Origin of the sequence: Agrobacterium larrymoorei (assembly GCF_005145045.1) — a bacterium.
Classification (GTDB): Bacteria; Pseudomonadota; Alphaproteobacteria; order Rhizobiales; family Rhizobiaceae; genus Agrobacterium; species Agrobacterium larrymoorei.
This window is the reverse complement of the sequence record NZ_CP039692.1, coordinates 550,001-574,764: the sequence shown is the minus strand read 5'-3', so window position 1 is coordinate 574,764 and position 24,764 is coordinate 550,001. Positions and strand designations below refer to the sequence as shown.

Sequence of the window (24,764 nt, the reverse complement as noted above, 5' to 3'; positions counted from 1 at the left end):
CGGCACTCCCTTGTAAATTAGCGGATGATCCGCTTCAGACGCGTTTCGATTTGCGCTGCGCCGTCTTCCGGTGTCGTAACACCTGCAAGCACGGCATTGACCGTGGTGCGGATCACTTCGCTGACCTCGTTATAGCGCGGCGTTACCGGGCGCGGCTTTGCGGTTTCGACAACCTGCAGCGCATCGGCAAACCACGGTGCTGCCTTCAATACGGCTTCGTCCTTATAGGCAGCCGGATAGGTTGGCAGCAGCGAGCCGTTGGTGGCCATGAACTTGGATGTATCCTGACTGGAGAGATATTCGACCAGCTTCTTCGATTCATCCTTATGGTTGGAATAGGCGGAAACGCCCCATTCCCAGCCACCGAGGCAGGTTGCCTGTTCGCCACCGGCAACGGCGGGCAGGCGGGCAACGCCGACCTTGCCGACGACAGCCGATTCCTTGCCCTGAGACTGCGCCCATGCATAGGACCAGTTGACCGCGAAGACGACGTTACCGGCCTGGAATTCCTTGCGGGTGTCATCCGTTGCAACTTCGGCAATGTTCTTCTTGGCCACGCCCTGATCGACGAAGCTCTTCCAGAGCTTGAGCGAGTTGACGGCAGCCGTCTTGTCGAAGGTCAGCTTGCCGTTTTCGACAAGGTTCTTGCCCTGGCTCCAATATGGCAGGAGGAAGGTGCAGACCGCGCCTTCGATTGCTTTGCCTTGGAAGGACAGGCCCTGAAGGTCCGGATTTTTCTCGCCTTCGGTGATCTTCTTTGCCGCAGCGGTCAGCTCATCCCAGGTTTTTGGCGGGGCGATGCCGTATTTGTCCAGCAGGTCCTTGCGGTAATAAAGGAACATGGAGTCGGCAAAGGCTGGCAGCGCAACGACCTTACCGTCGACCGTGTTGGCCTCGGCATAGGCCGGGAGATAGGAGGACATGTCCTTGCCTTCGAAAGGTACGGTCCAGCCAGCGGCGGCAAATTGTGCCGGGCGGATGACGTCGAGAATGAGGACGTCGAGAGACGGATCCTTCGCGGACATGATGGTATTGAGATATTGCGCCTGCGCTTCCGACGTGTTGCCGCCGGTCTCGATGGCGACCTTGGTGCCGGGATTTGCTGCCTCGAACTTGTCCAGCACCTGACGCCAGACCTGCGGCTGATGCTGGCTGGAGATATACACCTTCAGATCGGCGGCAGATGCCAGCGATGTCGTCAGGCTGAGCGCGAGCAGGGCGCCCGTCATAATTTTGAATTTCATTTCCATCCTCCCATTGAACCCTAAAGTTTGCAGTGCTTTTTCGCGAACTGCTATTAATTGATGACGCGCTGGCTTTCCGCATCGAACAGATGAATGCGCGATGGATCGACGCCGATGCGGATCGTTTCGCCTACCGTTGGTCTCGCATCCGGCGCCATACGTGCCGTCAGCATATCGCCGCCGATGTTGAAGTGCACCAGCGTATCGGAGCCCAGCGGCTCCACGACCTGAACCTTAGCCGATACGACTGCGGCGTCATCCACCACATCGCCGAAATGCTCTGGGCGGATGCCGACAAGCATTTCGCGCCCATCGAGCGCGCCGGACTTGCCGAGTCGAAGAACGTCTGACGCAAGGCTGTCGCCATTGCCGAAAACTATTTTGCCGCCAGACATGCGCCCACGCGCAAAGTTCATGGCAGGTGAACCGACGAAGCCGCCGACGAACACGCTTTGCGGCTTGTTGTAAACCTCATCCGGCGTGCCAACCTGCTCGATCTCGCCATTCTTGAGAATGACGATGCGATCCGCAAGCGTCATCGCTTCCACCTGATCGTGGGTGACGTAGATGATCGTCGTGCCGATCTGCTGGTGCAGGCGCTTGATTTCGGTGCGGACCTGCCCGCGAAGCTTGGCATCGAGGTTGGACAAGGGCTCATCGAAAAGAAAGACCTGCGGTCTGCGCACGATGGCGCGGCCCATGGCCACGCGCTGGCGCTGGCCACCGGAAAGCTGTCCGGGGCGGCGCTCGAGAAGGTGGCCGATGCCGAGCATCTCGGCAGCTTCATTGATCCGCTGGTTTGCCTCGTTCTGCGCAACGCCGCGAACTTTGAGGCTGAAACCCATGTTTTCGCGAACGGTCTTGTGCGGATAAAGCGCGTAATCCTGGAAGACCATGGCGATATCCCGGCCACGCGGGGGCAGGGTGTTGACCACGGTGTTGCCGATGCGGATTTCGCCGCCGGTGATGCTCTCAAGTCCCGCCACCATGCGGAGCGTGGTGGACTTGCCACAGCCGGAAGGGCCAACGAACACTACGAACTCGCCATCTGCGATTTCGAGATCGATGCCCTTCACGATGCGCAATGCGCCGTAGCTCTTTTCCAGTTTACGCAGGCTTACAGAAGCCATCCATTCCTCCCAAGCTCGTCATTACCGACGAGTTCCTTGACAAAAATCATAACCACGAAAAAAAAGAAATCAATAGTGTATCAATTTTATTCCTGCGGCGTTTTTTCGTCCGCTTTTTCTTTGAATTCACGTCATAATTTCCAAGGCTGCTGCCGATATTAGACGTATCGGTCTTTATAGTCGCCATATTAGCGAAGCCTGCTGACATATCGCGCTATGGTATGGTCGTACCATGTGTGGGAAACCTCCGCCTTGTCACCCTCATGCGAGTGGCTGATGCGCAGCACATGGGGCAGCAGATCGCCGCGCGCAGGACGGAAGAAGGAGGGCGCCCAATCCGGCACGCGACCGAGATCGATATAGTCCTCCGCTTTGGCAATCCAAAGGTTCAGCCGCGTGCGATAATAAAGATAAAGCGACTCGGAGAGGTCTTCCGGCGCGATGGAATCGACATACGAGCCGTCGAGCCAGATTTCCTCGATTGCTGCAATCTTGCCGCCGATTCTGCGCAATCTGCGAATGCGGTGGCCTTCCGATGACGTGCCGAATGTCGGCAAGCCTCTGTCTTTCACCTCGCGGCTCACGCTTAGAATCTCCGCCGTCGGCAGACCGCCGCCCTCTATCAGCTCCAGCCGGAACATGGCGTAGACGCTCTGCGGATCGTTGACCGCGCGGATGTAGTTGCCCGAGCCCTGAATGCGCTCGAGCAGGCCGCGGCTTTCCAGTTCGGCAAGGGTCTTGCGCAGCGTTCCCACGGCGATGCCCAAGTCTCTGGCCATATCCCGTTCCGGCGGCAGCTTCTCTCCGTCGATCAGCGTGCCCGCCGCAATATCGCGCACCAAGGTCTCCGCAATCTGGAGATACATGGGCAGGCTTCCCCTGGAACTCTTCATTTTCAACGCCTTTACTCCCCCGGCATAAAAAATTGATACATCATTGATTTACATCAAGGTGGATGATATTGAAATAGGCATTGGACGTTTTGGGAGGATTTTTATGACCGTTGTGCCCGTAACCTCAGCTGACCTCGATGCTGCCGAGGTGTCCTGGTTTTCGGCTCTTTGCTCCGATGACTACGAGTTTTTGGGCGTGCCGGATGGCCGCCTGCGCTCCAGCTGGGATCATTGCTCCTCCATCGTCAGAAAAGCGGAAGAACTCAAGTTTCGCAATATATTGTGCCCATCTTCCTATCAGGTTGGGCAGGACACGTTGAGCTTCGTTGCGGGTTGCGCGCCGATTACGCAAGACATCAATTTTCTGGCCGCCATTCGTTGCGGAGAAATGCAGCCGATCATGCTGGCGCGTACCGTCGCGACGCTCGATCATATGCTTAAGGGCCGTCTTACGCTGAACGTCATCAGTTCGGATTTTCCGGGCGAGGTGGCCGATAGCGCCTATCGCTACAAGCGCAGCCACGAGGTGGTCGAGATTCTTCGTCAGGCCTGGACTCGCGATGAAATCAACCATGAAGGTGAAATCTACCAGTTCAAGAACGTCTCGACTGAACCGGCACGGCCTTACCAGCAGAATGGCGGCCCGCTGCTTTATTTCGGCGGTTATTCGCCTGATGCGCTGGAACTCTGCGGCGCGCAGTGCGACGTTTACCTGATGTGGCCGGAAGTGAAGGAGCAGTTGGCAGAGCGCATGCGCGCCGTGCATGCTCGCGCCGAGGCCCATGGCCGCACGCTGGATTACGGTCTGCGCGTTCATATGATCGTCCGCGATACGGAAGCGGAAGCGCATGAATATGCCGAACACCTCGTCTCGAAACTGGATGACGAGTATGGCCGCCAGATCCGCGCCCGCGCCCATGACAGCATTTCGCTCGGCGTTGCGCATCAGGCCAAGGCGCGCGAGCAGGCGGATCAGTTCGGTTATACCGAGCCGCATCTATGGACCGGTGTTGGCCGTGCCCGTTCCGGCTGCGGTGCGGCGCTCGTCGGCTCCACCGATCAGGTTTTGAGCAAGCTGGAAGAATACCAGAAGATGGGCATACGCGCCTTCATCTTCTCCGGCTATCCGCATCTTGATGAGGCCGAACATTTCGGCAAAAAGGTGCTGCCGCAAATGAAGACCTGCTCGCTTCCGCATGCGCGAGGTCGCGTTCCGGCAGAAACACCTGCAACACCTCTTGGCAATGGAGAGCGCCACTAATGCAACGCATCGATATCACTTCCGGTCTTTCCTTCAGCCGCATCGTTTACGGCATGTGGCGCATCGGTGACGATGCCGACACCTCGCCGCGCCATGTGCAGGCAAAGATCGAGGCGTGCCTTGAGCAGGGCATCACGACCATGGATCAGGCCGATATTTATGGTGGCTACACCGCAGAAGCCATTCTCGGCGGCGGCCTTCGTGAAGCGCCATCGCTGCGTGACAAAATAGAGATCGTGACCAAGTGCGGCATCGTTGCGCCCGCTGGCCGCCACTCTGCTGCCCGCGTAAAACATTACGACACGTCTGCAAAGCACATCAACGAATCCGTAGAAGCCTCGCTTCGCGACATGAACACGGATCGCATCGATCTTCTGTTGATCCATCGCCCGGACCCTATGCTGGACCCGGAAGAGACCGGTGAAGCGCTGGATGCGCTTGTGACATCGGGCAAGGTGAAAAGCGTCGGCGTTTCGAATTTCCGCCCGTGGGATTTCTCGCTGCTGCAATCCAACATGACGGAAGAGCTGGTTACGAATCAGATCGAAATCAGCCTTGCGGAAACATCGCCCTTCACCAATGGCGATCTGGCATATTTGCAGGAGCGTGATCTGCCGATCATGGCCTGGTCTCCGCTCGGTGGCGGCTCGCTGATGGGCAAAGAAGGTCCGCTGGCCGATGCGCTGGAACGTATCGCCCGGGAAAACAATGTCGATACGGCAGCGGTTGCCGTCGCATGGCTTCTCGCCCATCCGGCAAAAATCCTGCCGGTCATGGGTACGAATAATCTGGCCCGCATCGCCACCATCTCCAAGGCCAATGAGGTCAAGATGGATCGCCAGACATGGTTTGAGCTTTACACGCTTGCAAACGGTCGTGAGGTACCCTGATGTCCCTGAGCAGTTTGAACACGCATAATGAACATCGTTTCGTGCCTGACGCGACGACGGCGCGCAGCTTTCGCAACGCGCTCGGCAACTTTCCAACGGGCGTAACGGTGGTGACCGCCGATACACCGAGCGGCCCGCTTGGCATGACGGTCAACAGCTTCTCCTCCGTTTCGCTCGACCCACCGCTCGTCCTCTGGTCTCCGGCCAAGACGTCTACGCGCCACGACTTTTTTGTCGGGGCCACGAATTTCGCCATCCACGTTCTGGATGCGGAGCAGGATGCACTTTGCTCTCGCTTCACACGAGGTGGACGCGGTTTCGATGAGCTGGATTGGGAGCCGAATTCGGAAGGCGTTCCGATCATTCCGGGCACTCTTAGCCGCTTCGAATGCGCGCAATCTTCCGTTCACGATGCTGGTGATCATTCGATCATCATCGGTCGCGTCATCCGCGCCGCGCATCGCGAAGGCGAGCCCCTATGCTTCGCGCGCGGCGCGTTCGGGCGCTTTACCGTAAGCGCCTGATCAGTGATGCAACAGCGATAACAGGCCGCTGATCACGGTCGCGCCACCGATTGGCGCGATCAGGGCCAGAAAAAGATTCAAGCCCAAGACCCAGATCAAAACCTTCTGCTCGCGTCTGGAAAGCTGCCGATATTGCGGCTTGCGTGGCGGTTCGGGTTGCCGCCGGTAATAGCCTTGCAGATCAAGGTACATGCCGTTTCCTCCGCATCGTTCAATGCTCAATATACTATCACAATGCTGTTCAGGATCACAGGCGGAGGCAAAATCCGCGCTCGTGGTGTGGATCGATTGGCGGCAACCTGCGTTATGCGATGGTTGTTCAGAAAGTCGATCAATAAATCGCGCGCGGCTTTTAAAATATCGCAATTTCTCTTCAAGATAGAGTAAGACGCATTGATTGAATAATGAGGAAGATCTTCGGATGCGCTTGAAGCACCTTTTCTTTGGCCTGGTTCTCATATCGGCAGCGTCTGCGCAGGCGCAGGAACCGACCCCGCCGCCAGTGCTTGCGCCATCCGCAAGCCAGGAGCAGGCTGCAAATCTCAGCGCACAGTTTCTGGAACGCTACGCCTACAAGCCGATCCCGCTGGATGATGCGCTTTCCGTGAAGATCATGAACAAGTTCATCAAGTCGATGGACCCGGACCGCATGCTGTTCATGCAATCGGACATCGATGGCTTTGCCATCGACAGCAAGAAGATCGACAATCAGATTCTCGACAAGGACATCGAAATTCCGTTCTCGATGTTCAACACCTATACGAGACGCGTCGTTGAGCGCATGACCTATGCTCGCGCGCTCTTGAAAAACGGCTTCGATTTTACCGCGAAGGAAGACTACCCGATCTCGCGGGAAGACGCTCCATGGGCGCAAACAGAAGAACAGGCCAACGAACTGTGGCGCAAGCGCGTTAAGAGCGACTGGCTGCGATTGAAGCTTGCCGATCAGGACGACGCGAAAATTCGCGATACGCTGGACAAGCGTTACAAGAACATTCTCGACCGCGTTTACACCTATAAGAGCGACGACGTTTTCCAGTCGTTCATGGCCGCATTCACCACGGCTGTCGATCCGCATACGGATTACTTCAGCGCGCAGACGTCTGCCGAATTCGATATTTCGATGAAGCTTTCTCTGGTCGGTATTGGTGCCGTTCTGCAGGAGCGCGACGGCTATACGACGATCCGCGAGCTCGTTGCCGGCGGCCCGGCCCAGCTTTCCGGCAAGCTGGTGGTCGGAGACCGCATCATCGGCGTGGGGCAGGGCAAGGAAGGCCCCATCAAGGAAGTCGTTGGTACGCGGCTGGATGAAGTCGTCCAGATGATTCGCGGCGAGGAGGGCTCCGTTGTCCGCCTCGATATTCTTCCGGCAGACGCTGGTGGTACCGGCGGTCACCGCATCATAGACCTCGTGCGTGACAAGGTGAGCCTTGAAAAGCAGGCGGCCAAGAAGTCTGTCCTATCGGTCAAGAACGGCGATGCCACGTCCAAGATCGGCGTCATTACGCTTCCGACCTTCTATGAGGATTTCGACGCTCGCCGCAAAGGCGACAAGGATTACCGAAGCGCCAGCCGCGATGTGGAAAAACTTCTGGGCGAGTTGAAAGACGAGAAGGTCGATGGTGTCCTGATCGATCTCCGCGACAATGGCGGTGGCTCGTTGAGCGAAGCCATCGACCTGACGGGCCTCTTCATCGGCAAGGGCCCGGTCGTTCAGCAGCGTAACGCGGCCGGTAAGGTTGAAGTCGAAAATGACGACATTTCCGCACCCGTTTGGGACGGCCCTCTCGGCGTTCTGATCAATCGCGGTTCGGCCTCGGCTTCCGAGATTTTTGCTGCGGCAATTCAGGATTATGGGCGCGGCGTCATTGTTGGCGAGCCCAGCTTCGGCAAGGGCACCGTGCAGACGGTGGTCGATCTTGACCGGGTTGCGGGCAACCAGAAGCCGGAACTTGGCCAGCTGAAGCTCACCATCGCGCAGTTCTTCCGCGTCGATGGCGGCACCACCCAGTTGAAGGGCGTGACACCGGACCTCGCTTTGCCGGGCATCTCGGACCCCAAGACGCTGGGTGAATCCAGCTATGATAACGCCCTGCCTTGGACGAAGATCAAGCCCGCGCGCTACAAGAAGCTTGGTGATGTTGCTGCAGAAGTGCCGCAGCTTGAAAAGCGCCATGAAGAGCGCGTGAAGAACGACAAGGATTTCCAGCGCTTCGTAGAAGATGTGGCAGAGCTGAAAACCGAGCGGGAAAAGAAGACGATCTCTCTCAACGAGGCCGAGCGTCGCAAGGAAATGGCGGCACTGACCGCGCGTTTGAAAGCTCGTCAGGACGATGGAAGCGGGATTCTGCAATCACAGGATGACGGCCTTCAGGCCAATGAGCGCAGCCTTAGCGCCAATCTGGCAATCGAGAACGCGCGCAAGAACGTAAAAGATGTTCTTCAAACGGAATCCGCGGCAATCGTCGCGGACGTCATGGACTTGACCAAAGGCGCCTCTGCCGCGCAATAACTGAACAAAAAGGCCGGGAAACGCATCCCGGCCTTTTTTTCGTCCCCGTCGTCTCCCTGTCTTCATCATCGAAATATTAACCGGTTGGTTCGATTTGTTCCGACAGTAACCCGGTTGAAACTTCCGTTACGGTAGAAAGCTCCGAACAAGACAATCGGAACATACCAAGATGGTGCGCTTTACCCATTTAAGGCTGGTCGGGCCTGCGGCAGTGCTGATAGCAATCCTGCTGGTAGGGCTGGCCGCCATTCCCTATTTCGGCGTGGAAAAACTCGATGCCGGGGTACGCGAGCGTCAGGAAACGCTGGTCAAGCGCAACATCTCCGTCTGGATTTCAGACGTTGAATTCGCGCTCACATCCTGGACCGTTTGGGATGAAGCCATCTCCAAAGTCGAAAATAATTTCGACTATGAGTGGGTCGACCGGAACATGGGCAGTTCGCTGATCGGAACATCGCGCACGCGCTTTGCGGCGATTATCGATGGCGAAGATCTGCTGATCTATTCTAAAATCTCAGATGAGGTGGCTAAACGCCCTTTCTTTAAAAGAGGCGCCGCAGAGATTGTGCAGGAGGCGCATTCACTGTTCGGTCTGGTGCGTGCATCGGAGGACAGGGTAAAGAAGCCGGGCATTCCCGACCCGTTGGCATTCAGCAAGATCGAGGTCATTGGGGATGATGCCGTTTTGTTGACGGCAAGCCTTTTTCAGCCTGACTTTGGCACTGCGAAACTCAAAGGAAAACGCGCCCCCATTCTCATCACCGCGGTCCCGATTGCCGGAAGTCTTCAGGAATTCCTCGGAAATCGCTTCCTTCTCGATGATGCCGTGGTTGGTCCCACGAGCAATGTGAGACCTGACCGCGCGAGCGTCGAAATCGCTGTCGGTGAAAATGGCAAGTCCCAGAGCCTGTCCTGGCGTCCGAATACGCCTGCGCGGGATTTGCTGCGCCAATCGCTTCCGTTGGCCGCAGCGCTGGCCGTCGTCTTCATCGCGGGCGCGATATTCGCAGTGGGCATCTCCCGCCGGGCTTTGGCCGCCCTCGTTGAGGCAGAAAAACGCATGCGCCATGCTGCTTCTCATGATTTTCTTACCGGCCTTGCCAATCGTTCTCTTGTCGCAACCGAATTTGCCCGCATGACCCGGGAGGGCGGTGTGACCGTCGCCTGCCTCGATCTCGACGGCTTCAAAGCCATCAACGACCGTTACGGCCATGCCGATGGCGACGAGTTGTTGAAGCAGGTGGCAAACCGGCTCCTCTCAAGCTGCTCCGAGCAGGATGTGGTATTCCGGCTTGGCGGCGATGAGTTCGCCATATTGATGCCGCTCATCTCCAGACAGGCCGCGGAAGCGTGCTGCCGCAAGCTAGTAACGCATCTTTCCCGTCCTTATCGCATTGGCAACGCTGTTGTAAGCGTGGGCGCATCCTTCGGTGTCAGCGAAGTTCTTCCAAGCGAAACGGATTCGACCATCGCCTTCAGGCGCGCCGACGAAGCGCTCTATCAGGCAAAGAATGCAAGCCGCGTTGCGCCCACTGAAACGCCAACCCCCGCAGAACCACTACGCCGCACGGCCTGAGACAAATCGCGCGCGAAGTCCGTTGTTTCGAACAGGCGGCTTGACTTAAAACCGCCAGTCGTTGACCACCGTGGCAAAGAATTGCCACGCCGAGTCGATTTGCTCCGGCGGAAATGAACTGCCGAAAGGAAGACTTTTGTCACTGGACCCGCTTAAAACCCGCTCTTTCGATGCTTTCCTTTTCGACATGGATGGCACGATCCTTGATTCCAGCGCTGCTTCCGAGCGCGTCTGGGGTGGGTGGGCAAAAGAAAACGGCATTCCGACGCCGCCTTATCACGGCAGGCGCGTGGAAGACACGATTGCAGATTTGACAGCCTTCGGCATCGACATCGAAAAAGGCGCCGAGCAGATCAAGCAGCGCGAACTTGATGATCTTGATGGCGTGGTGGCAATTCCGGGCGCGCCGGAGTTTCTGAAAACACTCCCTGCCCACAAATGGACGGTCGTCACCTCCGCTCCTCGGGAGCTCGCCATAAGGCGCATGCAGGCAGCGGGGATTTCCGTCCCGCCGATCATCATTGCTGCGGAAGATGTGAAAGGCGGCAAGCCGCTGCCCGATCCGTTTCTGGCTGGTGCTCGCCTTCTTTCGGTCGATCCCGCCAATTGTCTGGTCTTTGAGGATGCCGATGCTGGCATTCGCGCGGGCGAAGCTGCGGGCGCTTCCGTTCTTGTCATCAGCCACACGGGAGGTGCAACGCTTCAGGGCCGCGCAAGTGTTGGCGATTACCGCGCGCTTTCCGTCCGGATCGAGGGCGACAGGCTCGTCATCGGCAGTAAGGTAGCGCAATAATTTGCGCGCTTGCAAAGCTCTGTGGGAAACTCACGGCGGGTGAATGACAGGCTCTAACATTCGCGTTATCGAAAATGATAGGGGCTGATGAGTCGAGTATCAGCCGTTTCGACAACAAGAAATCCTGTCTGGCATGCGCGACTTATCGGTGGGACCATTTCGGTTCGCGCCAGCCGGATCGTGGGGACGGAGATCACGATGAGCGATGCAAGAAGCTATTTTCCACGCTGGAAACTGAAAACGCATGGGCAGATCATGCCCGATGAGCGCCTGCCTACCGGGCAAACGGTCGTTCTCGGTTTTCAGCATGTGGTGGCAATGTTCGGTTCAACCGTGCTTGCGCCCATCATCATGGGTTTCGACCCCAATGTATCGATCCTGTTTTCCGGCATCTCCACGCTGATTTTCTTCATCGCTGTCGGCGGGCGCGTTCCCAGCTATCTCGGCTCCTCCTTCGCCTTCATCGGCCCGGTTCTGGTTGCGACGGGTGCGGCGGCAGGTGCTACCAGCCCCAATATCGGTCTCGCGCTCGGTGGCATCATCGCCGCCGGTGCTCTTTACGCGCTTGTCGGCTGCATCGTCATGTTTGCCGGTCATCGCTGGATCGAACGCCTGATGCCGCCGGTTTTGACGGGTGCAATCGTTGCAGCCATCGGTCTTGTTCTTGCGCCGGTGGCAATCGCCAGCGCTTCCGGCACTGGGCCTAATAATCCGGATGGCAGCCAGCTATCGCGATGGATTGCTTTGCTGACGGTAATATCCGTCGGCGCTGTGGCCGTTTACGCGCCGGGAATGGTGCGCCGCCTGCCTATCCTCATCGGCGGTGCAATTGCCTATCTGGTCTATCTCTTGCTCGCAAACGGCATGGGTATGGGTGCGGCGGTTGATTTCTCAAGCGTGTCCGCCGCCGCCTGGTTCGGCCTGCCCAAGTTCACTGCGCCGGTCTTCTCCGCATCGTCGGTTGCCCTCATCGCGCCCGTGGTCGTCATTCTGGTCGCGGAAAACCTCGGCCACATCAAAGCCATCGGCGCGATGACCGGTCGTTCGCTCGATCCGTATCTCGGCCGCGCCTTCATTGGCGATGGTCTCGCCACGATGATTTCCGGTGCCTTCGGCGGAACGGGCATGACCACTTATGCGGAAAACATGGGCGTCATGGCCATTACCCGCATCTTCTCCACGCTGGTCTTCGTCGTTGCCGCTGCTGTCGCCATCCTACTCGGCTTCTCGCCTAAATTCGGAGCGCTGATCCAGACGATCCCCGGCCCCGTCATCGGCGGCCTCTCCATCGTCGTCTTCGGCCTCATCGCCGCCACCGCTGGCCGCATCTGGGTAGAGAACAAGGTGGATTTTTCAGATCCGCGCAACCTGATCACCGTCGGCATCGCTCTCGTTCTGGGCGCCGGAAACTTCAAACTCGAAGTCGGCGGCTTCACCCTTGATGGCATCGGAACAGCAACCATCGGGGCAATCGTTTTCTATCATCTATTGGGGTTGGGGAAGAGAAGCGCTGGCTGACCTTCGGCCAGATTGTAAGCATGAGAGGGCACTTAACGGTGCCCTTTTTGCATTTTCAAATTTGCTTCTTCCCTACACGTGGACTGAAACCGGCGTTCGCAATTTTCCTATCTAGGTTCGCACTTGACCAAGCGTCGCCGCTGACGACTGAATATATGAGTTTAAAAGTCGTCTTTTGGTGAGGTCGCAAACGCGACCCGAAAATTACAATCCTGACAGGTGGGTGCCGGAAATGCTGAGCGCGAGCGATACACAATCGACTGCATTGTCTGCTACATCTGCTTCAGCTCGTAGGCTCTATTCCGTCCTGGGCGGTCTTTATCTGGCGCAAGGCATTCCAACCTATCTGCTTCTGGTCGCTTTACCGCCTATCATGCGCGAAAGCGGGGCCTCCAGGACTGCGATCGGCCTCTTCTCACTTTTAATGCTGCCGCTCATTCTTAAGTTTCTCGTCGCGCCGCTGGTGGATCGCTGGTCTCCAGCGCCTAGGCTCGGGCATAGGCGTGGTTGGATCATACCGACACAATTTCTTGTCAGCTTCGGTATTGCGTCGCTGGCGTTGATCGGGCCAGGCGATGCCACAACTTTATTCGCGATCTGCCTGTGCATAACGATTGTCTCCTCGGTTCAGGATATAGCGACCGACGGCTACGCAGTTCGACATCTGACGGACAGAACACGTTCCATGGGCAATGCTGTGCAGGCTGGCGCCGTTGCGCTTGGCGTGATCATCGGTGGAACCGCAGCATTGGTCGTTTTCCACTACGTAGGCTGGCAGACGATGATTCTGCTCGTCGCCGCACTCTCGCTTTTGCCGGTGATCGCAGCATTCTATATGGGCCCGGAAACCAATGTGGTTGGAGGCACGCGAAAGCGCGCGAGCCTGTCAGGGTTCTTCAGAATGCCTCAAGCCTGGCTCGTCCTTGGCTTTGCTTTGACCTATCGTGCAAGTGAAGGTCTGGTGCGCGGCATGGAAGGCACCTATCTGGTGGACAACAAGGTCCCTACCGACTGGATCGGCTATCTTTCCGGAGGCGCCGCAGCGACGGCGGGCTTGATCGGTGTCATCATAGCCGCGTTCATCATCCGCAAGGTCGGCCTGACCGCAACGCTCATTCTTCTGGGAGGACTTAGAAGCGTCTGCTTTCTTGCCTTCTCTCTCAACGCGTTCGGCGTTTGGCCAGGCATCTGGGTCGCCATGTCTGCCTCGGCGTTCCAAACCCTGATCCGATACATGGAGTTGGTGGCAATCTACTCATTCTTCATGAAGTCGTCATCGAGCGACCAGCCCGGAACGGATTTCACGATCCTCACCTGTGCAGAGCTGATTGTCTACATGATCGGCGCTTCAGTTGCAGGCTTCGTTGCAGACAAGCTTGGCTATTCCGCACTTTTCTCCATCGCAACCATAATCTCTCTGGCCGGAGCGGCGCTATCCATTTGGTTTCTCCGAAGGATCGAGCACTGTTCGAGGGCACCTGTATAGCGGCAGGTGCCTGATACGAACGCGAATTCCAAGAATAATTCCACTGGAGTTGATCTCATGGACACGTTCCCACGGTGCGACAATGATTATTATCTCAAGCGGCAGGCGCGCCGCGAGTCCAATGCGCGCAGCTATCCTCGACGCTTCCCTCTGGCATTGAAATCAGCATCGGGCTGCACGGTAACGGATGTCGAAGGCAGGACCTATCTGGATTGCCTTGCTGGTGCCGGAACCCTCGCACTTGGACATAACCATCCTGAGGTGATCGACAGCCTGCAAAACGTGCTTACATCCGGTCTGCCTTTGCATACACTGGATCTCGTAACGCCTGTGAAGGATAAGTTCGTCTCCGATATTTACGAGACGTTGCCAGCAGACTTGCGCGATGTCGCCAAAATCCAGTTCTGCTCTCCCAGTGGAACGGACGCAGTAGAAGCTGCAATCAAGCTTGCCAAGACTGCGACCGGGCGAACCGATGTCATTGCTTTTCGTGGCGCTTATCACGGGATGTCGCAAGGCTCCCTGTCTCTGATGGGATCATTGGGGCCGAAGGCTGATGTTGGCCAACTTGTGCCAGGCACGCACTTCTTTCCTTATCCCTATTCGTTCCGCTGCCCATTCGGACGCGGCGGCGAAGAGACCGCCACACTAGCGGCGGATTATTTCGAAAAAGCATTTCGCGATCCCGAAGGCGGCGTCAATCTCCCTGCGGCAGTCATACTCGAAGCTGTTCAGGGCGAGGGCGGTGTCATTCCGGCCCCCGTGGAATGGCTGCGTAAAATCCGCGCCGTTACAAGTGAGCTTGGTATCCCTCTCATTCTGGATGAAGTGCAGAGTGGCGTGGGTCGGACAGGAACTTTTTACGCGTTCCAGAAGGCCGGTATATCTCCAGATATCATTGTTCTTTCAAAGGCGATCGGCGGTGGTCTGCCTATGGCAGTCATGATTTACCGTGACAATTTGGATGTCTGGAAGCCGGGCGCCCATGCCGGGACGTTTCGCGGCAATCAGCTTGCCATGGCCGCAGGTTCGAAGACGTTAGAGATCATCAAACGTGATGGTCTCGTGGAGCGCACGGCTATAGCAGGGCGCAGGCTGCGTGCAAACCTTGAACGCATTCAAAACCACACGCGCTATATCGGCGAAATACGTGGCGAAGGCCTCATGCTCGGCATCGAAGTTGTCGATCCAATGGGTAAGCCAGAGGGCTCAGGTCATCCGCCTTTTGGTGGACACATCGCGAAAATGCTACAGGCTGACGCGTTTCGGGCAGGCCTGATTTTGGAGACGGGCGGCCGAGGGGGCGGTGTCCTGCGGTTATTGCCGCCATTGATCATTTCCGACGCCGAGATCGATGACGCGTCGAATATTCTGTCGGACGCCTTTCTGCGCCTGGGACGCCACGCGGCATGAATGTGACGCTATTGAACACCAGGGAAACGCCTGCGGCGTCGAATATGTCTTCCTTCATCCTTGGACCTGATGCTGACGCTCAGGCATCCTACCGTCAAGCGATGGCAGCAGCGGTTGCGTTGATTTCGGATAACACATCCAAAGACAGCATCCACCACGGCGCGGATGTAGAGCAGATGCGAGCACTGCTCAACGGCATGGATGTGCTTCCAGACAATGGAACCGGCACGTTGTCGGCTTTTGATGAGGTTGGTTTTCTCGCCGTTCGCCATGCACTGAACGTAGGCAATCCCGCGACAGTGGCGCATCTTCATTGCCCTGTTGCAATTCCGGCCTTGGCGGCGGAAGTTCTGCTTTCTGCGACAAACCAGTCTCTGGATTCCTGGGATCAGTCGCCTTTCGCAACGCTTGTGGAGGAGAGGGTGCTCTCCTGGCTGACGGATTTTGCAGGCTTGCCCGAGAGCGCAGGCGGCAGTTTTACCAGCGGCGGCAGCCAGTCCAATATGACGGCTCTTTATCTGGCGGCTGAGCGGCAAGGAGCTCCGGCGGACCGAAAAGTGGTCATCTTTACGTCGGAACAGTCGCACTTCAGTATCCGGAAAAGCGCCTCTATTCTTGGTTTTCCAGAGGACGCAGTGGTCACTGTCTCTACTGACGCTGATGGACGAATGTCCCAAGCAGCGTTGAAAAATGCGATAGAATCCGCACTCGCGCAAGGCCGATCGCCATTCGTCATTGCTGCAACGGCGGGCACGACAGATCTCGGCGCGACGGATCCTTTGCAGGAAATTGCCGATCTTGCAGCCTCATATGGAATATGGCTCCACGTAGACGCTGCCTATGGCGGAGGCCTGCTATTTTCCCGGCACAGACAGCGCCTGGCGGGAATAGAACGGGCGGACTCAATCACGCTCGATTTCCACAAGATGCTGTTTCAGCCAATCAGCTGCGGAGTGCTTCTGGTCCGCAACGCCGCTGACTTTTCGCCTTTGGCAATGAAGGCGGATTATCTGAACCCGGAGGTGTCGATTTTTGGCGATGTTCCAAATTTCGTGGAGTCGTCCATGCAGACGACGAGACGAGCCGATGCCCTCAAGGTCTTGATGACGTTTCGGTCCGTTGGGGCGGATAATCTGGACGCACTGATCTGCAGGACGCTGGATAATACTGTCGCGGCTGCTGCGGATATTCGTGTTCGAGCGAATTTGAAGTTGGCGGCAGAACCCTCACTCTCCACCGTCCTGTTCAGATATCTCTCGCCGCAAGGGGAGAAGCGTTCAGACGAAATTACATTGCGGGTACGCGCAGAACTCTTCCGTAAAGGAATTGCCGCACTAGCGACGACCGTCCTCAACGGCAGAGTTCATTTCAAGCTCACACTTCTCAACCCGAATTCAACCCCCGAAGTCATTGGCCGTGTTTTGGACGCGGTTCAAGACATGGCGCGCGAAATGGAGAACGATCATGCACGCACATAAGGCTGCAACACTCGCCCTCCGCTCCCTTCTGAACTGCGTGGTTCGCGAATATGCGGATCGTAGCGTATGGAGCCAGGAGGCAGCGAAACAAAAACTGACGCTGAACTTCCCAAACAACGGCGGTAGCTTGAAGGTGCCGGTCGTCTATCGGTCGATCACAGGGCACAATCTTTTTGCCGAACCTGTCGTGTTGAACGATGATAGCGGAACCAACACCGTCAGTGCCGAAGATGCCATCAGTGTCATCATTGAAAGAATTGAGGCCAATAGCTCAGATGAAGGCCGCGAAGATCTTCTAAAGCGGGCGCATTCCAGTTGCTTGCTGATCGAAGCCGCTCTGGCGAACCGCGAGAGCGATCTGGAGGCACTCATCGATGATCATGTGTCCTTCATCGCGGCCGAACAGGGTTTGATCGCGGGACATGGTATCCACCCTTGCCCAAAAAGCCGTGAGGGAATGACCGAAGAAGAGGGGCGACGCTATTCTCCCGAATTCGCAGCGAGCTTCCGGTTGCGTTGGTTCGCGGTGGCGAGAGATATCTATCACTCTGGGCATTCCGAAGGGTCACCCTCGTCCGAAGATTGGTTGGAGGCAGTAGAAGGTGAAGCACTGTCGGCCTTGCGCGCCAATCTGCCAAACGGCGACTTTGCCTTCCTTCCTGTTCACCCATGGCAGGCAGACGCGATGCTCAAAGGCGTAGAAGTCGCGTCGCTTGTTGCCTCTGGCAAAATAGTGGATTGCGGTGAGGCGGGTGCTCCCTGGTTTCCAACGTCTTCGGTGCGCACGCTTTATCGCTCCGATGCACCCTTCATGCTGAAGCTTTCACTCGGTATTGGTATCACCAACTCGGTGCGGATCAATTTGGCTCGGGAACTTCTGCGCGGCGACGACATGTATCGCTTCCGAAGCAATAAACTGGGGCAGGAACTGACGAAGGATTATCCAGGATTCAACCTGATGCCCGACCCGGCCTATATCGGCGTTGCACCAAATGGCGACGTCATCGACGGGCTTTCAGTTTCGATGCGCGAAAATCCGTTTCATGGCGCGCATTTCAATCGAAACGTGACCTTGTTGGCTGCTCTCTGCGAGCATCTGCCGGAGCGAGGTAGCCGGGTTGGAGCGTTAATTCGTAAACACGCGCGTATTGAAAACAGGGACGTCGGTGCTGTGGCAATCGACTGGTTTGAGCGGTTTCTCGAAGTTTTCGTGAAACCCGTATTCGCGCTTTATCTGCGGCATGGCATCGCAACAGAGGCGCACCAGCAAAACGTGTTGCTGGAGATCGAGGATGGTTATCCGGTCTCTGCTTTCTACCGCGATAATCAGGGCTTCTTTCATCATGAACGGGCTCACGCCGCCCTACATGCAGCCATTCCTGGGATCGGCGAGCGAAGCGAATCCGTTTTCGGTGAGGAAGCCGTCGATGAGCGGGTTCTTTACTACGCGTTCATCAACTCCACTCTGGGCATGATCGGCGCTCTCGGCCGAGAGGGTTTTGTTAGTGAAGAAACGTTGATCTCGATCTTGCGCGATGCCTTGATCAGCCTAGATGCGAGGGAAGGTGGGCAATCCGTGCTTGTCGGAAAAACGCTGGCGCCGACGTTGCAGTGCAAGGCGAACTTGAGAACACGGCTGGCGCAGATGGACGAGCTGGTTGGGCCACTCGAAACGCAGTCCGTCTATCTGGAAATCGACAACCCTCTGTTTCAACAGGTGCAGGCGCGGGCACATGGCTGATCAACTCCTGACCCACGCTCGTTTTGCTTATTCCAGATATGACCCGGATATCGGCAAAACGATCAGCTTCCGGCTGCTTGAGAAGGAGAGCGATCTCGATCTTCTGTGGCGATGGATGAATGAGCCTCATGTCGTCCCGCAATGGAAGATGGCTAAGCCGAAAGAGCACATTGCCGCATATATCGATACGAATCTTACAGACCCGCATCAGGATCCGTATATCGGTTTTATCGATGGAACGCCGATGAGTTATTGGGAAGCTTATTGGGCGAAGGACGATATACTCGGTCGGCATTACTCTGCGGCGGACAAGGATCGTGGCTGGCACATGCTAGTGGGCGAGCCTTCGTTTTTTGGACGAGGTATTGCTCCTGCAGTGATCCGCGCTTTCACACGTTTCCTTTTTCTCGACGATCTCGCCACTGAAAAGGTGGTTGGGGAGCCGAGCGTCGAGGCGAAACGGCTGCTTCGATATGCACCTGTCTGCGCTTTCGAAGAGCAGGGTGAGATCGATCTACCGGATAAGCGGGCAAAGCTCATGTTCTGCCACCGACAGCGCTTCATCGAACAATTTGGATTGTGACCATGACCACACTCGACCTTGCCGGCATCGGCATCGGGCCATTCAATCTGGGGCTCGCATCCCTTCTTTCTTCTCATCCTGAGGTGTGTGCAACCTTTCTGGAGCGTAAGCCTGGTTTCCGTTGGCATGAGGGATTGATTTTACCCGGAACGACCTTGCAGGTGCCATTTCTTGCGGATCTCGTTTCCATGGCAGACCCGACCAACAAATTGAGTTTTCTCAATTATCTGGCTGCACACGACAGGCTTTACAAATTCTACTTCTACGAAAACTTTCTTATTCCTCGTCAGGAATACGATGATTATTGCCGCTGGGCGTCCCAGCAGTTGTCGTCCTGCCGCTTTGGTGAAAGCGTCGTGGATGTACGTTTTGATCGTAGTGACGAAGCATTTATCACCGAAAGCCGCTCGTCTGCGGGCGCCTCTCGCATTTATCGCAGCAAAAACATCGTCGTTGGCATAGGAACATCGCCCTACTTGCCGAAATGGACTGCCTTGCAAAGCAATGGATCAATCTATCACTCCGCCGAATTTGCCAAGCGCAAGGCGGAGCTTATGAAGGCGCGGCGTGTGACGGTTGTCGGCTCGGGTCAAAGCGCTGCAGAATGCGTGCTAGCCTTGTTCAGCGAATTGACACCGGAAAAAGTTGCCGCTGGCGCCTCCATTCGCTGGATCACTAGGTCCGCAGGATTTTTTCCCATGGAGTATTCGAAGCTCGGGCTCGAGTATTTCACCCCAGACTACATGCGTGAGTTTCACAAGCTGCCACGTTCCACGCGCCGCCAGACGGTCGCTGATCAGGGCCTTCTCTATAAGGGCATCAGCTTCTCAACCATCGCGGATATTTACGATCTTCTATACGAACGCTCAATTGGCGGTAGAGACCCCGGTCTCTCGTTGTCACCAAATTGCGAAGTCAAGGACGTCAAAGCTGCCGGCTTTGGTGGCAGCTTCAAGGTTGCTCTGCGCCATAATCTTTCCGGTGAAGAAAGCCTCGTCGAGGCAGACGCGATTGTCGCTGCTACCGGCTATCGTCATGCCTGGCCGGAATGGATCGAGAGCCTGAAGGGCCAGGTTCTTGAAACCTGTGAAAAGGGCGACCTCATCGTTGAAGGCGATTTCCGCGCCCGTCGCTGCGATGGTGGCGATGGAGCCGTCTTTGTCCAAAACGCCGAAACATTCCAGCATGGTGTGGGGGCGCCAGATCTCGGCTTGGGCGCTTATCGCAACGCATCCATCATCAACCAACTACTTGGACGACAACATTATCGGGTCAATTCGCCGTCTGCGTTCCAGAATTTCGGTGTTCCAAGCGACTCATCTGCAAAACTGACAGGAGATATCTATGCGCGTGCCATCTGAAACACTTTTTCAGCCCGCCTTCGATCCGGCTCTCTGGAAGGAAACATCTCGTCGTCTGCTAGCAAAGGTTATCGAAGAGTTCGCTTATGAGCGCGTTTTTCCGGTAAAGCAGGAAACACAGGGACATTATCGTATCGAGTTTGCTGATGCATCCTATAGCTTCAAGGCGAGGCGATACGTTTTCGATAATCTTTCGGTCGAACCCGGCAGCATAGTCAAGCACGCGGAAGGTATCAGCAGCCCCGTTCATGATCCGCTTGCATTCTGCGCAGAAATATTACCGGAGATCGGTGTAAAGCCGATGACCGTCGCGCACTTCATCCGCGAACTCGGCAACACTCTCGTCGCAGATGCCCACATCGCTGCGAGAGCGACCAAGACCGGGGCCGAGCTTGCTGAACTCGATGACATCCGCATGGAAGGCGAGACGACTGGCCATCCTTGGGTAACGGTGAGCAAGGGACGGATTGGGCTTGGATATTCTGATTATCTGGCTTTCACTCCCGAAAATCGCGCAGCCACCAAAATCGTCTGGATCGCCGTAAGCCGGGACCGTGCTTCTTTTGTTTCTGAGGAAGGACTAACGAACGAAAGTCTTGCTACCGAGGCCCTTGGAAAAGACCAGTACGCATTATTCGTTTCCAAGCTGGAGAAGGCAGGAGCTTCTCAGGACAGTCATCACATGATGCCCGTTCATCCCTGGCAATGGGATCATATGATCATCACCCATTTTGCTGGCGATATTGCGTCCGGAAACATCATCTTTCTAGGTGAGGGTGAGGATCATTATCTGCCTCAGCAATCAGTGCGGACGATGTCGAATGTCAGCCAACCGGAGAAGTCCACACTGAAGCTGTGCATGACAATCCTCAATACGGCTGTCTACCGCGGCATTCCCGGCAAAAGGGCGCTTACCGCCGCACCCTTCACAACTTGGCTGGATAAGCTTCTGGAGCGGGATCAGTTTCTCTCCAAGGATTGCGGCCTCGTTTTGTTGGGAGAGCGTGCAGGCATGCATTATGCACACCCACAATTTTCGAAGGTTGCCGGTGCGCCCTATCAGTTCAACGAAATGCTGGGGTGCCTCTGGCGGGATAGCCTTGCCGGACATCTCACGCAGGATGAAATCGGCCTGCCATTGGCCGCATTCATGCATTACGGCAGCGATGGGAAACCGGTCGTTCAAGCCTTGACGGAGAAGGCTGGCGTCAGTGTCGAAAACTGGATGGCGCGGTTCTTCGACGTGGTCATTCCGCCCGTTTACCACCTGCTTGCACGGCACGGGCTTGCCTTTTCTGCACATGGACAAAACGCTACGCTTATCTTGAAAAACGGCATGCCGGAGCGTCTCGCTTTACGCGACTTTATCGATGACGTGATCGTCTGCGATCTGAATTTCCCAGAAACCGACAGTCTTCCGAAAGAAGTCCAGGACGTTCTCTTGCGCCTTCCACCGGATTTCCTGATCCACTTCATCCAGACGACATTGTTCATCTGCGTTTTCCGTTACATGTCGGTTCTTCTCAACAAGCGATCAGGCCTTTCGGAGGACGTATTCTGGAAGCTGGCAACAGAAGCCGTCCAGCGCTATCAGGCCAAATTCCCTGATATGACAGATCGTTTCACCACCTTCGATCTATTCGGTGACGAGTACCCACGACTTTGCCTGAACCGGGTGCGGCTGTTTACTCACGGTTATGCTGATGATGACGAACGCCCGGTTCCGGATTTCCAAGGTACGGTCGACAACCCTCTGGTTCACTTCAATAGGAAGCAAAGCGCAGCCTGAAGGGTGATTTTTTGATATCGATGCCGTGGAGAATGCTCCACGGCATCGATGTAACTGGCCTAATTTTGCGCAGTCATCCGGCGCAAATCCGTCGGACGAATACCGTAGCGACTACGGAACGTGCGATTGAAATAGGAAAGATCGTTGAAGCCTACACTATAAACTATCTGGCTTATGGGTTTAGTCATTGTACTGGCGAGTATCAGGCTCTTTGCAAGAACCAGCCGCCGGTCCAGGACATATCGGGAAAACGTTGTTCCCGACCGGCTGAAGAGTTTCTGAATCGCTCGAGGAGTAACGCCTTCGGCCTTCGCCACGTCAGCGATGGAAAAACTGCTATCGGCGAGGCTGTTCTCGATCAGAGCTTTAATGGACTCCATCCGGTTCAAGGGTAACCCAGCCGGCACGGTCTGCGTGACGTGCTGTGCCAACACCGGGATCAGACCGTAAAAGTGATCGACCATCATGCTTGCGTGCTGCTTGTCCTGATGTTCTTGACGTAAAAGATAGCCCGCATAATTCGTCAGAAGTTGCAACGGCAGGCAGTCCTCAGGAAAAATCTGAAGCAGCACACTGTCTATCGATCTTTTCAATCGCGAAATTGCCGGGTGAGGGAGGTGGGCAAAATCCAGCCGTCCTCCACTCGGCATGCTTATTTCCGAGAATGTATCGGCAGGAAGCAGGATGACCTCGCGAGGCTTGAGTTCGAAGACGCGTTGGCGGTGATGTATGACCATTGGGCCATCGGTCGCGCGCAATATTACCACATCCGGCGTTTCCACGCCTCTTGCGGTCAGGCGTAAAGGCGCTTTCGGCAGATAGAGCGTAGCGAGCGACATATCGACGTGTTTCCACAAAAGTCCGGTAACACCCGAAAGATCGCCCTCTTCAACCGCAATTGTCGCTTCACCCAGCATGTCGAACAGGATTGTTCTGCAGACCAGCCTGCTTTCTGCATCCGGTTGCGAAAGGGCTCCGAATTTCAACGGGCGTATCACTTCCATGAAACGAATACCTTTTCTGTTGAGGTTCGCGTTTATCCAAGTCGGGTTCGTTCCCATCCAAGCCCCACCATTCCATACCTCATAAAACATGATGAAAATAGTCTTCTATTTAGCGCGGCGGGACGGCTGCGGATATTTTCATGCTTCTGGGGGCAATATGAACGGCAGGTGGAATTTCGGCGTCAGCTTTTTGGCTCTCGCCGTCGCAATGGGCGTGAACGATGCAAGAGCGCAGGATACCGCGCAGAACGCACCGTCTGAAAATGGTTCCACAGTGCTGGAGACCATTGTCGTGACGGGTGGACGCTCTCCGCAGCAGATTTCCGATACTGCCAAGACGATCTATGTCGTTGAAGCGGAAGAAATTCAGCAGCAGGCAAGCGCCGGGAAATCCCTGCAGCAGATTTTGGGAGATACCATTCCAAGCTTCGATCCTGTTAGCGTCGGTGCAAGAACCTCTTACGGCCAGAACCTGCGCGGAAGAACAGCACTGGTGCTGATTGATGGCATATCCATGAACTCTGCCCGCGGACTGAGCCGCCAGTTCGATTCAATCGATCCCTTCAATATCGCTCGGGTCGAAGTTCTTTCCGGTGCGACCGCCATTTACGGCGGTAATGCGACAGGCGGTATCATCAATATCATCACTAAAAAAGGTAAGGACGCTGAGCTTGGCATGCACAGCGAGGTCACTGTAGGAGCCGAAAGCGGATTTTCCGGCAGCCAGGATTTTGACCGCAATGCGAAAGCTGCAGTGACCTATAATGCGGAGAATTGGGACGCCCGTCTTTCCATAGCAGGTAATCGCAGCGGTGCGCTCTATGATGGTAGTGGCGAGATGGTCATGCCGGACATCGTGCAGTCTTCCAATGCATTCAATAAGAGGTTGGATGTCATGGGATCGGTCGGTTTTCAAATCGACGATACTCGTCGTCTTGAGGTTTCGGCCCAATTATATGACAGCAAGCAGAATCCAGACTATGGACTGTTCTATGGTGTAAACCTTGCTGGGCTTGGAAATCCGAGCTTGCTGGAGCCGCGGAGTGGATACAGCTCGGATTTCAATCCTAGAACCCAGCGCGCGATGTTCGACATCGCGTATAAGGACGAGGACTTCTTGAATCAGGAACTGCTCATCCAGGCAGCCGTGCGTCGTGAGGAGATTCAATTTAATCCTTTCCCTGCTTCGACATATTTCTGGGCGAGTTCTCAGGACACGAATTACTATACCTTCAAAGCAGCTTTGGTTGCAGAGCCGACCGACGCGCTCAAAATTACCTACGGTATCGATGCCGATCACGACTCGTTCTCCTCTCACCAGAATATTTTTGATTTCAGCCGAGCGCTGTCTTCCGGTGGTCTGAATTTCGATACGGTTGGTATAACAGGTCTATACCCCGACATTGACGTGACGACTGTAGCCGGTTTTGCCGAAGCTTCCTATGAGGCGACAGACAGGCTGACGCTAAACGGAGGGCTGCGATATCAGTTTGTTCATACAGAGGTGTCTGACTATGTTGGGACAGCGCAGCAGGTCGCGATTTTGAATGGCACGCTGACTTCAGCTG

General features: G+C 55.9%; 20 protein-coding genes (1 of these 20 cut by a window edge). 15 read left to right on the top strand and 5 right to left on the bottom strand.

Annotation, left to right across the window (positions count from 1 at the left end; translation table 11 throughout):
• Positions 1-17 precede the first annotated feature (17 nt).
• From CFBP5473_RS16915 to CFBP5473_RS16905, 3 genes are all read right to left on the bottom strand, one after another.
• A complete protein-coding gene (locus CFBP5473_RS16915; RefSeq protein WP_027675086.1) occupies positions 18-1,244 on the bottom strand; it encodes an ABC transporter substrate-binding protein in 1,227 nt (408 codons plus the stop codon).
• Positions 1,245-1,297: 53 nt separating this feature from the next.
• Complete coding sequence (locus CFBP5473_RS16910) at positions 1,298-2,374, bottom strand: ABC transporter ATP-binding protein (RefSeq protein WP_027675087.1); 1,077 nt, start codon at positions 2,372-2,374, stop codon at positions 1,298-1,300.
• A gap of 188 nt (positions 2,375-2,562) precedes the next feature.
• Positions 2,563-3,267 (bottom strand): GntR family transcriptional regulator, encoded by a 705-nt coding sequence (locus CFBP5473_RS16905; protein WP_027675088.1) that lies wholly within the window; start codon positions 3,265-3,267, stop codon positions 2,563-2,565.
• Between the two features lie 103 nt (positions 3,268-3,370).
• Here CFBP5473_RS16905 and CFBP5473_RS16900 point away from each other — a divergent pair, with 103 nt between their 5' ends.
• From CFBP5473_RS16900 to CFBP5473_RS16890, 3 genes are read left to right on the top strand one after another with little or no spacing between them, the layout of a single operon-like run.
• The gene (locus tag CFBP5473_RS16900; protein WP_027675089.1) at positions 3,371-4,528 is read left to right on the top strand and encodes an LLM class flavin-dependent oxidoreductase; all 1,158 of its coding nucleotides are present in this window, start codon (positions 3,371-3,373) and stop codon (positions 4,526-4,528) included.
• Positions 4,528-5,418 (top strand): aldo/keto reductase, encoded by an 891-nt coding sequence (locus CFBP5473_RS16895; RefSeq protein WP_027675090.1) that lies wholly within the window; start codon positions 4,528-4,530, stop codon positions 5,416-5,418. Before CFBP5473_RS16900 ends, CFBP5473_RS16895 begins: the two co-directional genes overlap by 1 nt.
• Positions 5,418-5,942 carry a flavin reductase family protein gene (locus CFBP5473_RS16890; protein ID WP_037170899.1) on the top strand — a complete coding sequence of 175 codons (525 nt, stop codon included), beginning with the start codon at positions 5,418-5,420 and terminating at the stop codon, positions 5,940-5,942. The genes CFBP5473_RS16895 and CFBP5473_RS16890 overlap by 1 nt, the downstream gene beginning before the upstream one ends.
• Here the strand turns inward: CFBP5473_RS16890 and CFBP5473_RS16885 are convergent, their stop codons facing one another.
• Positions 5,943-6,134: a hypothetical protein gene (locus CFBP5473_RS16885; protein WP_027675092.1), complete on the bottom strand. Its 192-nt coding sequence runs from the start codon at positions 6,132-6,134 to the stop codon at positions 5,943-5,945.
• A gap of 229 nt (positions 6,135-6,363) precedes the next feature.
• Between CFBP5473_RS16885 and CFBP5473_RS16880 the strand changes: the two genes are divergently transcribed.
• The 11 genes from CFBP5473_RS16880 to CFBP5473_RS16830 all read left to right on the top strand — a co-directional run bounded on the left by CFBP5473_RS16880 (position 6,364) and on the right by CFBP5473_RS16830 (position 22,192).
• Positions 6,364-8,454 carry a carboxy terminal-processing peptidase gene (locus CFBP5473_RS16880; RefSeq protein ID WP_027675093.1) on the top strand — a complete coding sequence of 697 codons (2,091 nt, stop codon included), beginning with the start codon at positions 6,364-6,366 and terminating at the stop codon, positions 8,452-8,454.
• A 169-nt stretch (positions 8,455-8,623) separates the two neighbouring features.
• Complete coding sequence (locus CFBP5473_RS16875) at positions 8,624-10,030, top strand: sensor domain-containing diguanylate cyclase (protein ID WP_051441250.1); 1,407 nt, start codon at positions 8,624-8,626, stop codon at positions 10,028-10,030.
• Between the two features lie 136 nt (positions 10,031-10,166).
• On the top strand, positions 10,167-10,823 hold the full coding sequence (locus tag CFBP5473_RS16870; protein WP_027675095.1) for an HAD-IA family hydrolase: 657 nt from the start codon (positions 10,167-10,169) through the stop codon (positions 10,821-10,823).
• Between the two features lie 198 nt (positions 10,824-11,021).
• Positions 11,022-12,341 (top strand): solute carrier family 23 protein, encoded by a 1,320-nt coding sequence (locus CFBP5473_RS16865; RefSeq protein WP_027675096.1) that lies wholly within the window; start codon positions 11,022-11,024, stop codon positions 12,339-12,341.
• Between the two features lie 232 nt (positions 12,342-12,573).
• Positions 12,574-13,827: a RhtX/FptX family siderophore transporter gene (locus CFBP5473_RS16860; protein ID WP_084631613.1), complete on the top strand. Its 1,254-nt coding sequence runs from the start codon at positions 12,574-12,576 to the stop codon at positions 13,825-13,827.
• Between the two features lie 6 nt (positions 13,828-13,833).
• Positions 13,834-15,240 (top strand): diaminobutyrate--2-oxoglutarate transaminase, encoded by a 1,407-nt coding sequence (gene rhbA / locus CFBP5473_RS16855; RefSeq protein WP_272949275.1) that lies wholly within the window; start codon positions 13,834-13,836, stop codon positions 15,238-15,240.
• Entirely contained in the window at positions 15,237-16,718 is a 1,482-nt protein-coding gene (locus CFBP5473_RS16850; RefSeq protein ID WP_027675099.1) for a pyridoxal phosphate-dependent decarboxylase family protein, read from the top strand. Before rhbA ends, CFBP5473_RS16850 begins: the two co-directional genes overlap by 4 nt.
• Positions 16,705-18,459 carry an IucA/IucC family protein gene (locus CFBP5473_RS16845; protein WP_027675100.1) on the top strand — a complete coding sequence of 585 codons (1,755 nt, stop codon included), beginning with the start codon at positions 16,705-16,707 and terminating at the stop codon, positions 18,457-18,459. Before CFBP5473_RS16850 ends, CFBP5473_RS16845 begins: the two co-directional genes overlap by 14 nt.
• Positions 18,452-19,042, top strand: a complete 591-nt coding sequence (gene rhbD, locus CFBP5473_RS16840; RefSeq protein ID WP_027675101.1) for a rhizobactin siderophore biosynthesis protein RhbD — start codon at positions 18,452-18,454, stop codon at positions 19,040-19,042. Before CFBP5473_RS16845 ends, rhbD begins: the two co-directional genes overlap by 8 nt.
• Before the next feature lie 2 nt (positions 19,043-19,044).
• Complete coding sequence (gene rhbE / locus CFBP5473_RS16835) at positions 19,045-20,403, top strand: rhizobactin siderophore biosynthesis protein RhbE (protein WP_027675102.1); 1,359 nt, start codon at positions 19,045-19,047, stop codon at positions 20,401-20,403.
• On the top strand, positions 20,387-22,192 hold the full coding sequence (locus tag CFBP5473_RS16830) for an IucA/IucC family protein (RefSeq protein ID WP_027675103.1): 1,806 nt from the start codon (positions 20,387-20,389) through the stop codon (positions 22,190-22,192). The genes rhbE and CFBP5473_RS16830 overlap by 17 nt, the downstream gene beginning before the upstream one ends.
• 59 nt (positions 22,193-22,251) lie before the next feature.
• Here CFBP5473_RS16830 and rhrA read toward each other — a convergent pair whose 3' ends face one another.
• Positions 22,252-23,286: a rhizobactin biosynthesis transcriptional regulator RhrA gene (rhrA, locus tag CFBP5473_RS16825; protein ID WP_272949274.1), complete on the bottom strand. Its 1,035-nt coding sequence runs from the start codon at positions 23,284-23,286 to the stop codon at positions 22,252-22,254.
• Between the two features lie 67 nt (positions 23,287-23,353).
• Here rhrA and rhtA point away from each other — a divergent pair, with 67 nt between their 5' ends.
• A protein-coding gene (gene rhtA / locus CFBP5473_RS16820) for a TonB-dependent siderophore receptor RhtA (RefSeq protein WP_037170901.1) crosses the window boundary here: on the top strand, positions 23,354-24,764 show its 5' portion. Its footprint extends 821 nt past the window's final position; 1,411 of the gene's 2,232 nt are visible here — the first part of the coding sequence; it begins with the start codon at positions 23,354-23,356; its stop codon lies beyond the right edge, outside the window.

What these genes read in the sequence shown, in the direction of transcription:
- CFBP5473_RS16915 (WP_027675086.1), bottom strand. Translation starts at nt 1,244, where the DNA reads ATGAAATTCAAAATTATGACGGGCGCCCTGCTCGCGCTCAGCCTGACG.
- CFBP5473_RS16910 (WP_027675087.1), bottom strand. Translation starts at nt 2,374, where the DNA reads ATGGCTTCTGTAAGCCTGCGTAAACTGGAAAAGAGCTACGGCGCATTG.
- CFBP5473_RS16905 (WP_027675088.1), bottom strand. Translation starts at nt 3,267, where the DNA reads ATGAAGAGTTCCAGGGGAAGCCTGCCCATGTATCTCCAGATTGCGGAG.
- CFBP5473_RS16900 (WP_027675089.1), top strand. Translation starts at nt 3,371, where the DNA reads ATGACCGTTGTGCCCGTAACCTCAGCTGACCTCGATGCTGCCGAGGTG.
- CFBP5473_RS16895 (WP_027675090.1), top strand. Translation starts at nt 4,528, where the DNA reads ATGCAACGCATCGATATCACTTCCGGTCTTTCCTTCAGCCGCATCGTT.
- CFBP5473_RS16890 (WP_037170899.1), top strand. Translation starts at nt 5,418, where the DNA reads ATGTCCCTGAGCAGTTTGAACACGCATAATGAACATCGTTTCGTGCCT.
- CFBP5473_RS16885 (WP_027675092.1), bottom strand. Translation starts at nt 6,134, where the DNA reads ATGTACCTTGATCTGCAAGGCTATTACCGGCGGCAACCCGAACCGCCA.
- CFBP5473_RS16880 (WP_027675093.1), top strand. Translation starts at nt 6,364, where the DNA reads ATGCGCTTGAAGCACCTTTTCTTTGGCCTGGTTCTCATATCGGCAGCG.
- CFBP5473_RS16875 (WP_051441250.1), top strand. Translation starts at nt 8,624, where the DNA reads ATGGTGCGCTTTACCCATTTAAGGCTGGTCGGGCCTGCGGCAGTGCTG.
- CFBP5473_RS16865 (WP_027675096.1), top strand. Translation starts at nt 11,022, where the DNA reads ATGAGCGATGCAAGAAGCTATTTTCCACGCTGGAAACTGAAAACGCAT.
- CFBP5473_RS16860 (WP_084631613.1), top strand. Translation starts at nt 12,574, where the DNA reads ATGCTGAGCGCGAGCGATACACAATCGACTGCATTGTCTGCTACATCT.
- CFBP5473_RS16850 (WP_027675099.1), top strand. Translation starts at nt 15,237, where the DNA reads ATGAATGTGACGCTATTGAACACCAGGGAAACGCCTGCGGCGTCGAAT.
- CFBP5473_RS16845 (WP_027675100.1), top strand. Translation starts at nt 16,705, where the DNA reads ATGCACGCACATAAGGCTGCAACACTCGCCCTCCGCTCCCTTCTGAAC.
- rhbD (WP_027675101.1), top strand. Translation starts at nt 18,452, where the DNA reads ATGGCTGATCAACTCCTGACCCACGCTCGTTTTGCTTATTCCAGATAT.
- rhbE (WP_027675102.1), top strand. Translation starts at nt 19,045, where the DNA reads ATGACCACACTCGACCTTGCCGGCATCGGCATCGGGCCATTCAATCTG.
- CFBP5473_RS16830 (WP_027675103.1), top strand. Translation starts at nt 20,387, where the DNA reads ATGCGCGTGCCATCTGAAACACTTTTTCAGCCCGCCTTCGATCCGGCT.
- rhrA (WP_272949274.1), bottom strand. Translation starts at nt 23,286, where the DNA reads ATGTTTTATGAGGTATGGAATGGTGGGGCTTGGATGGGAACGAACCCG.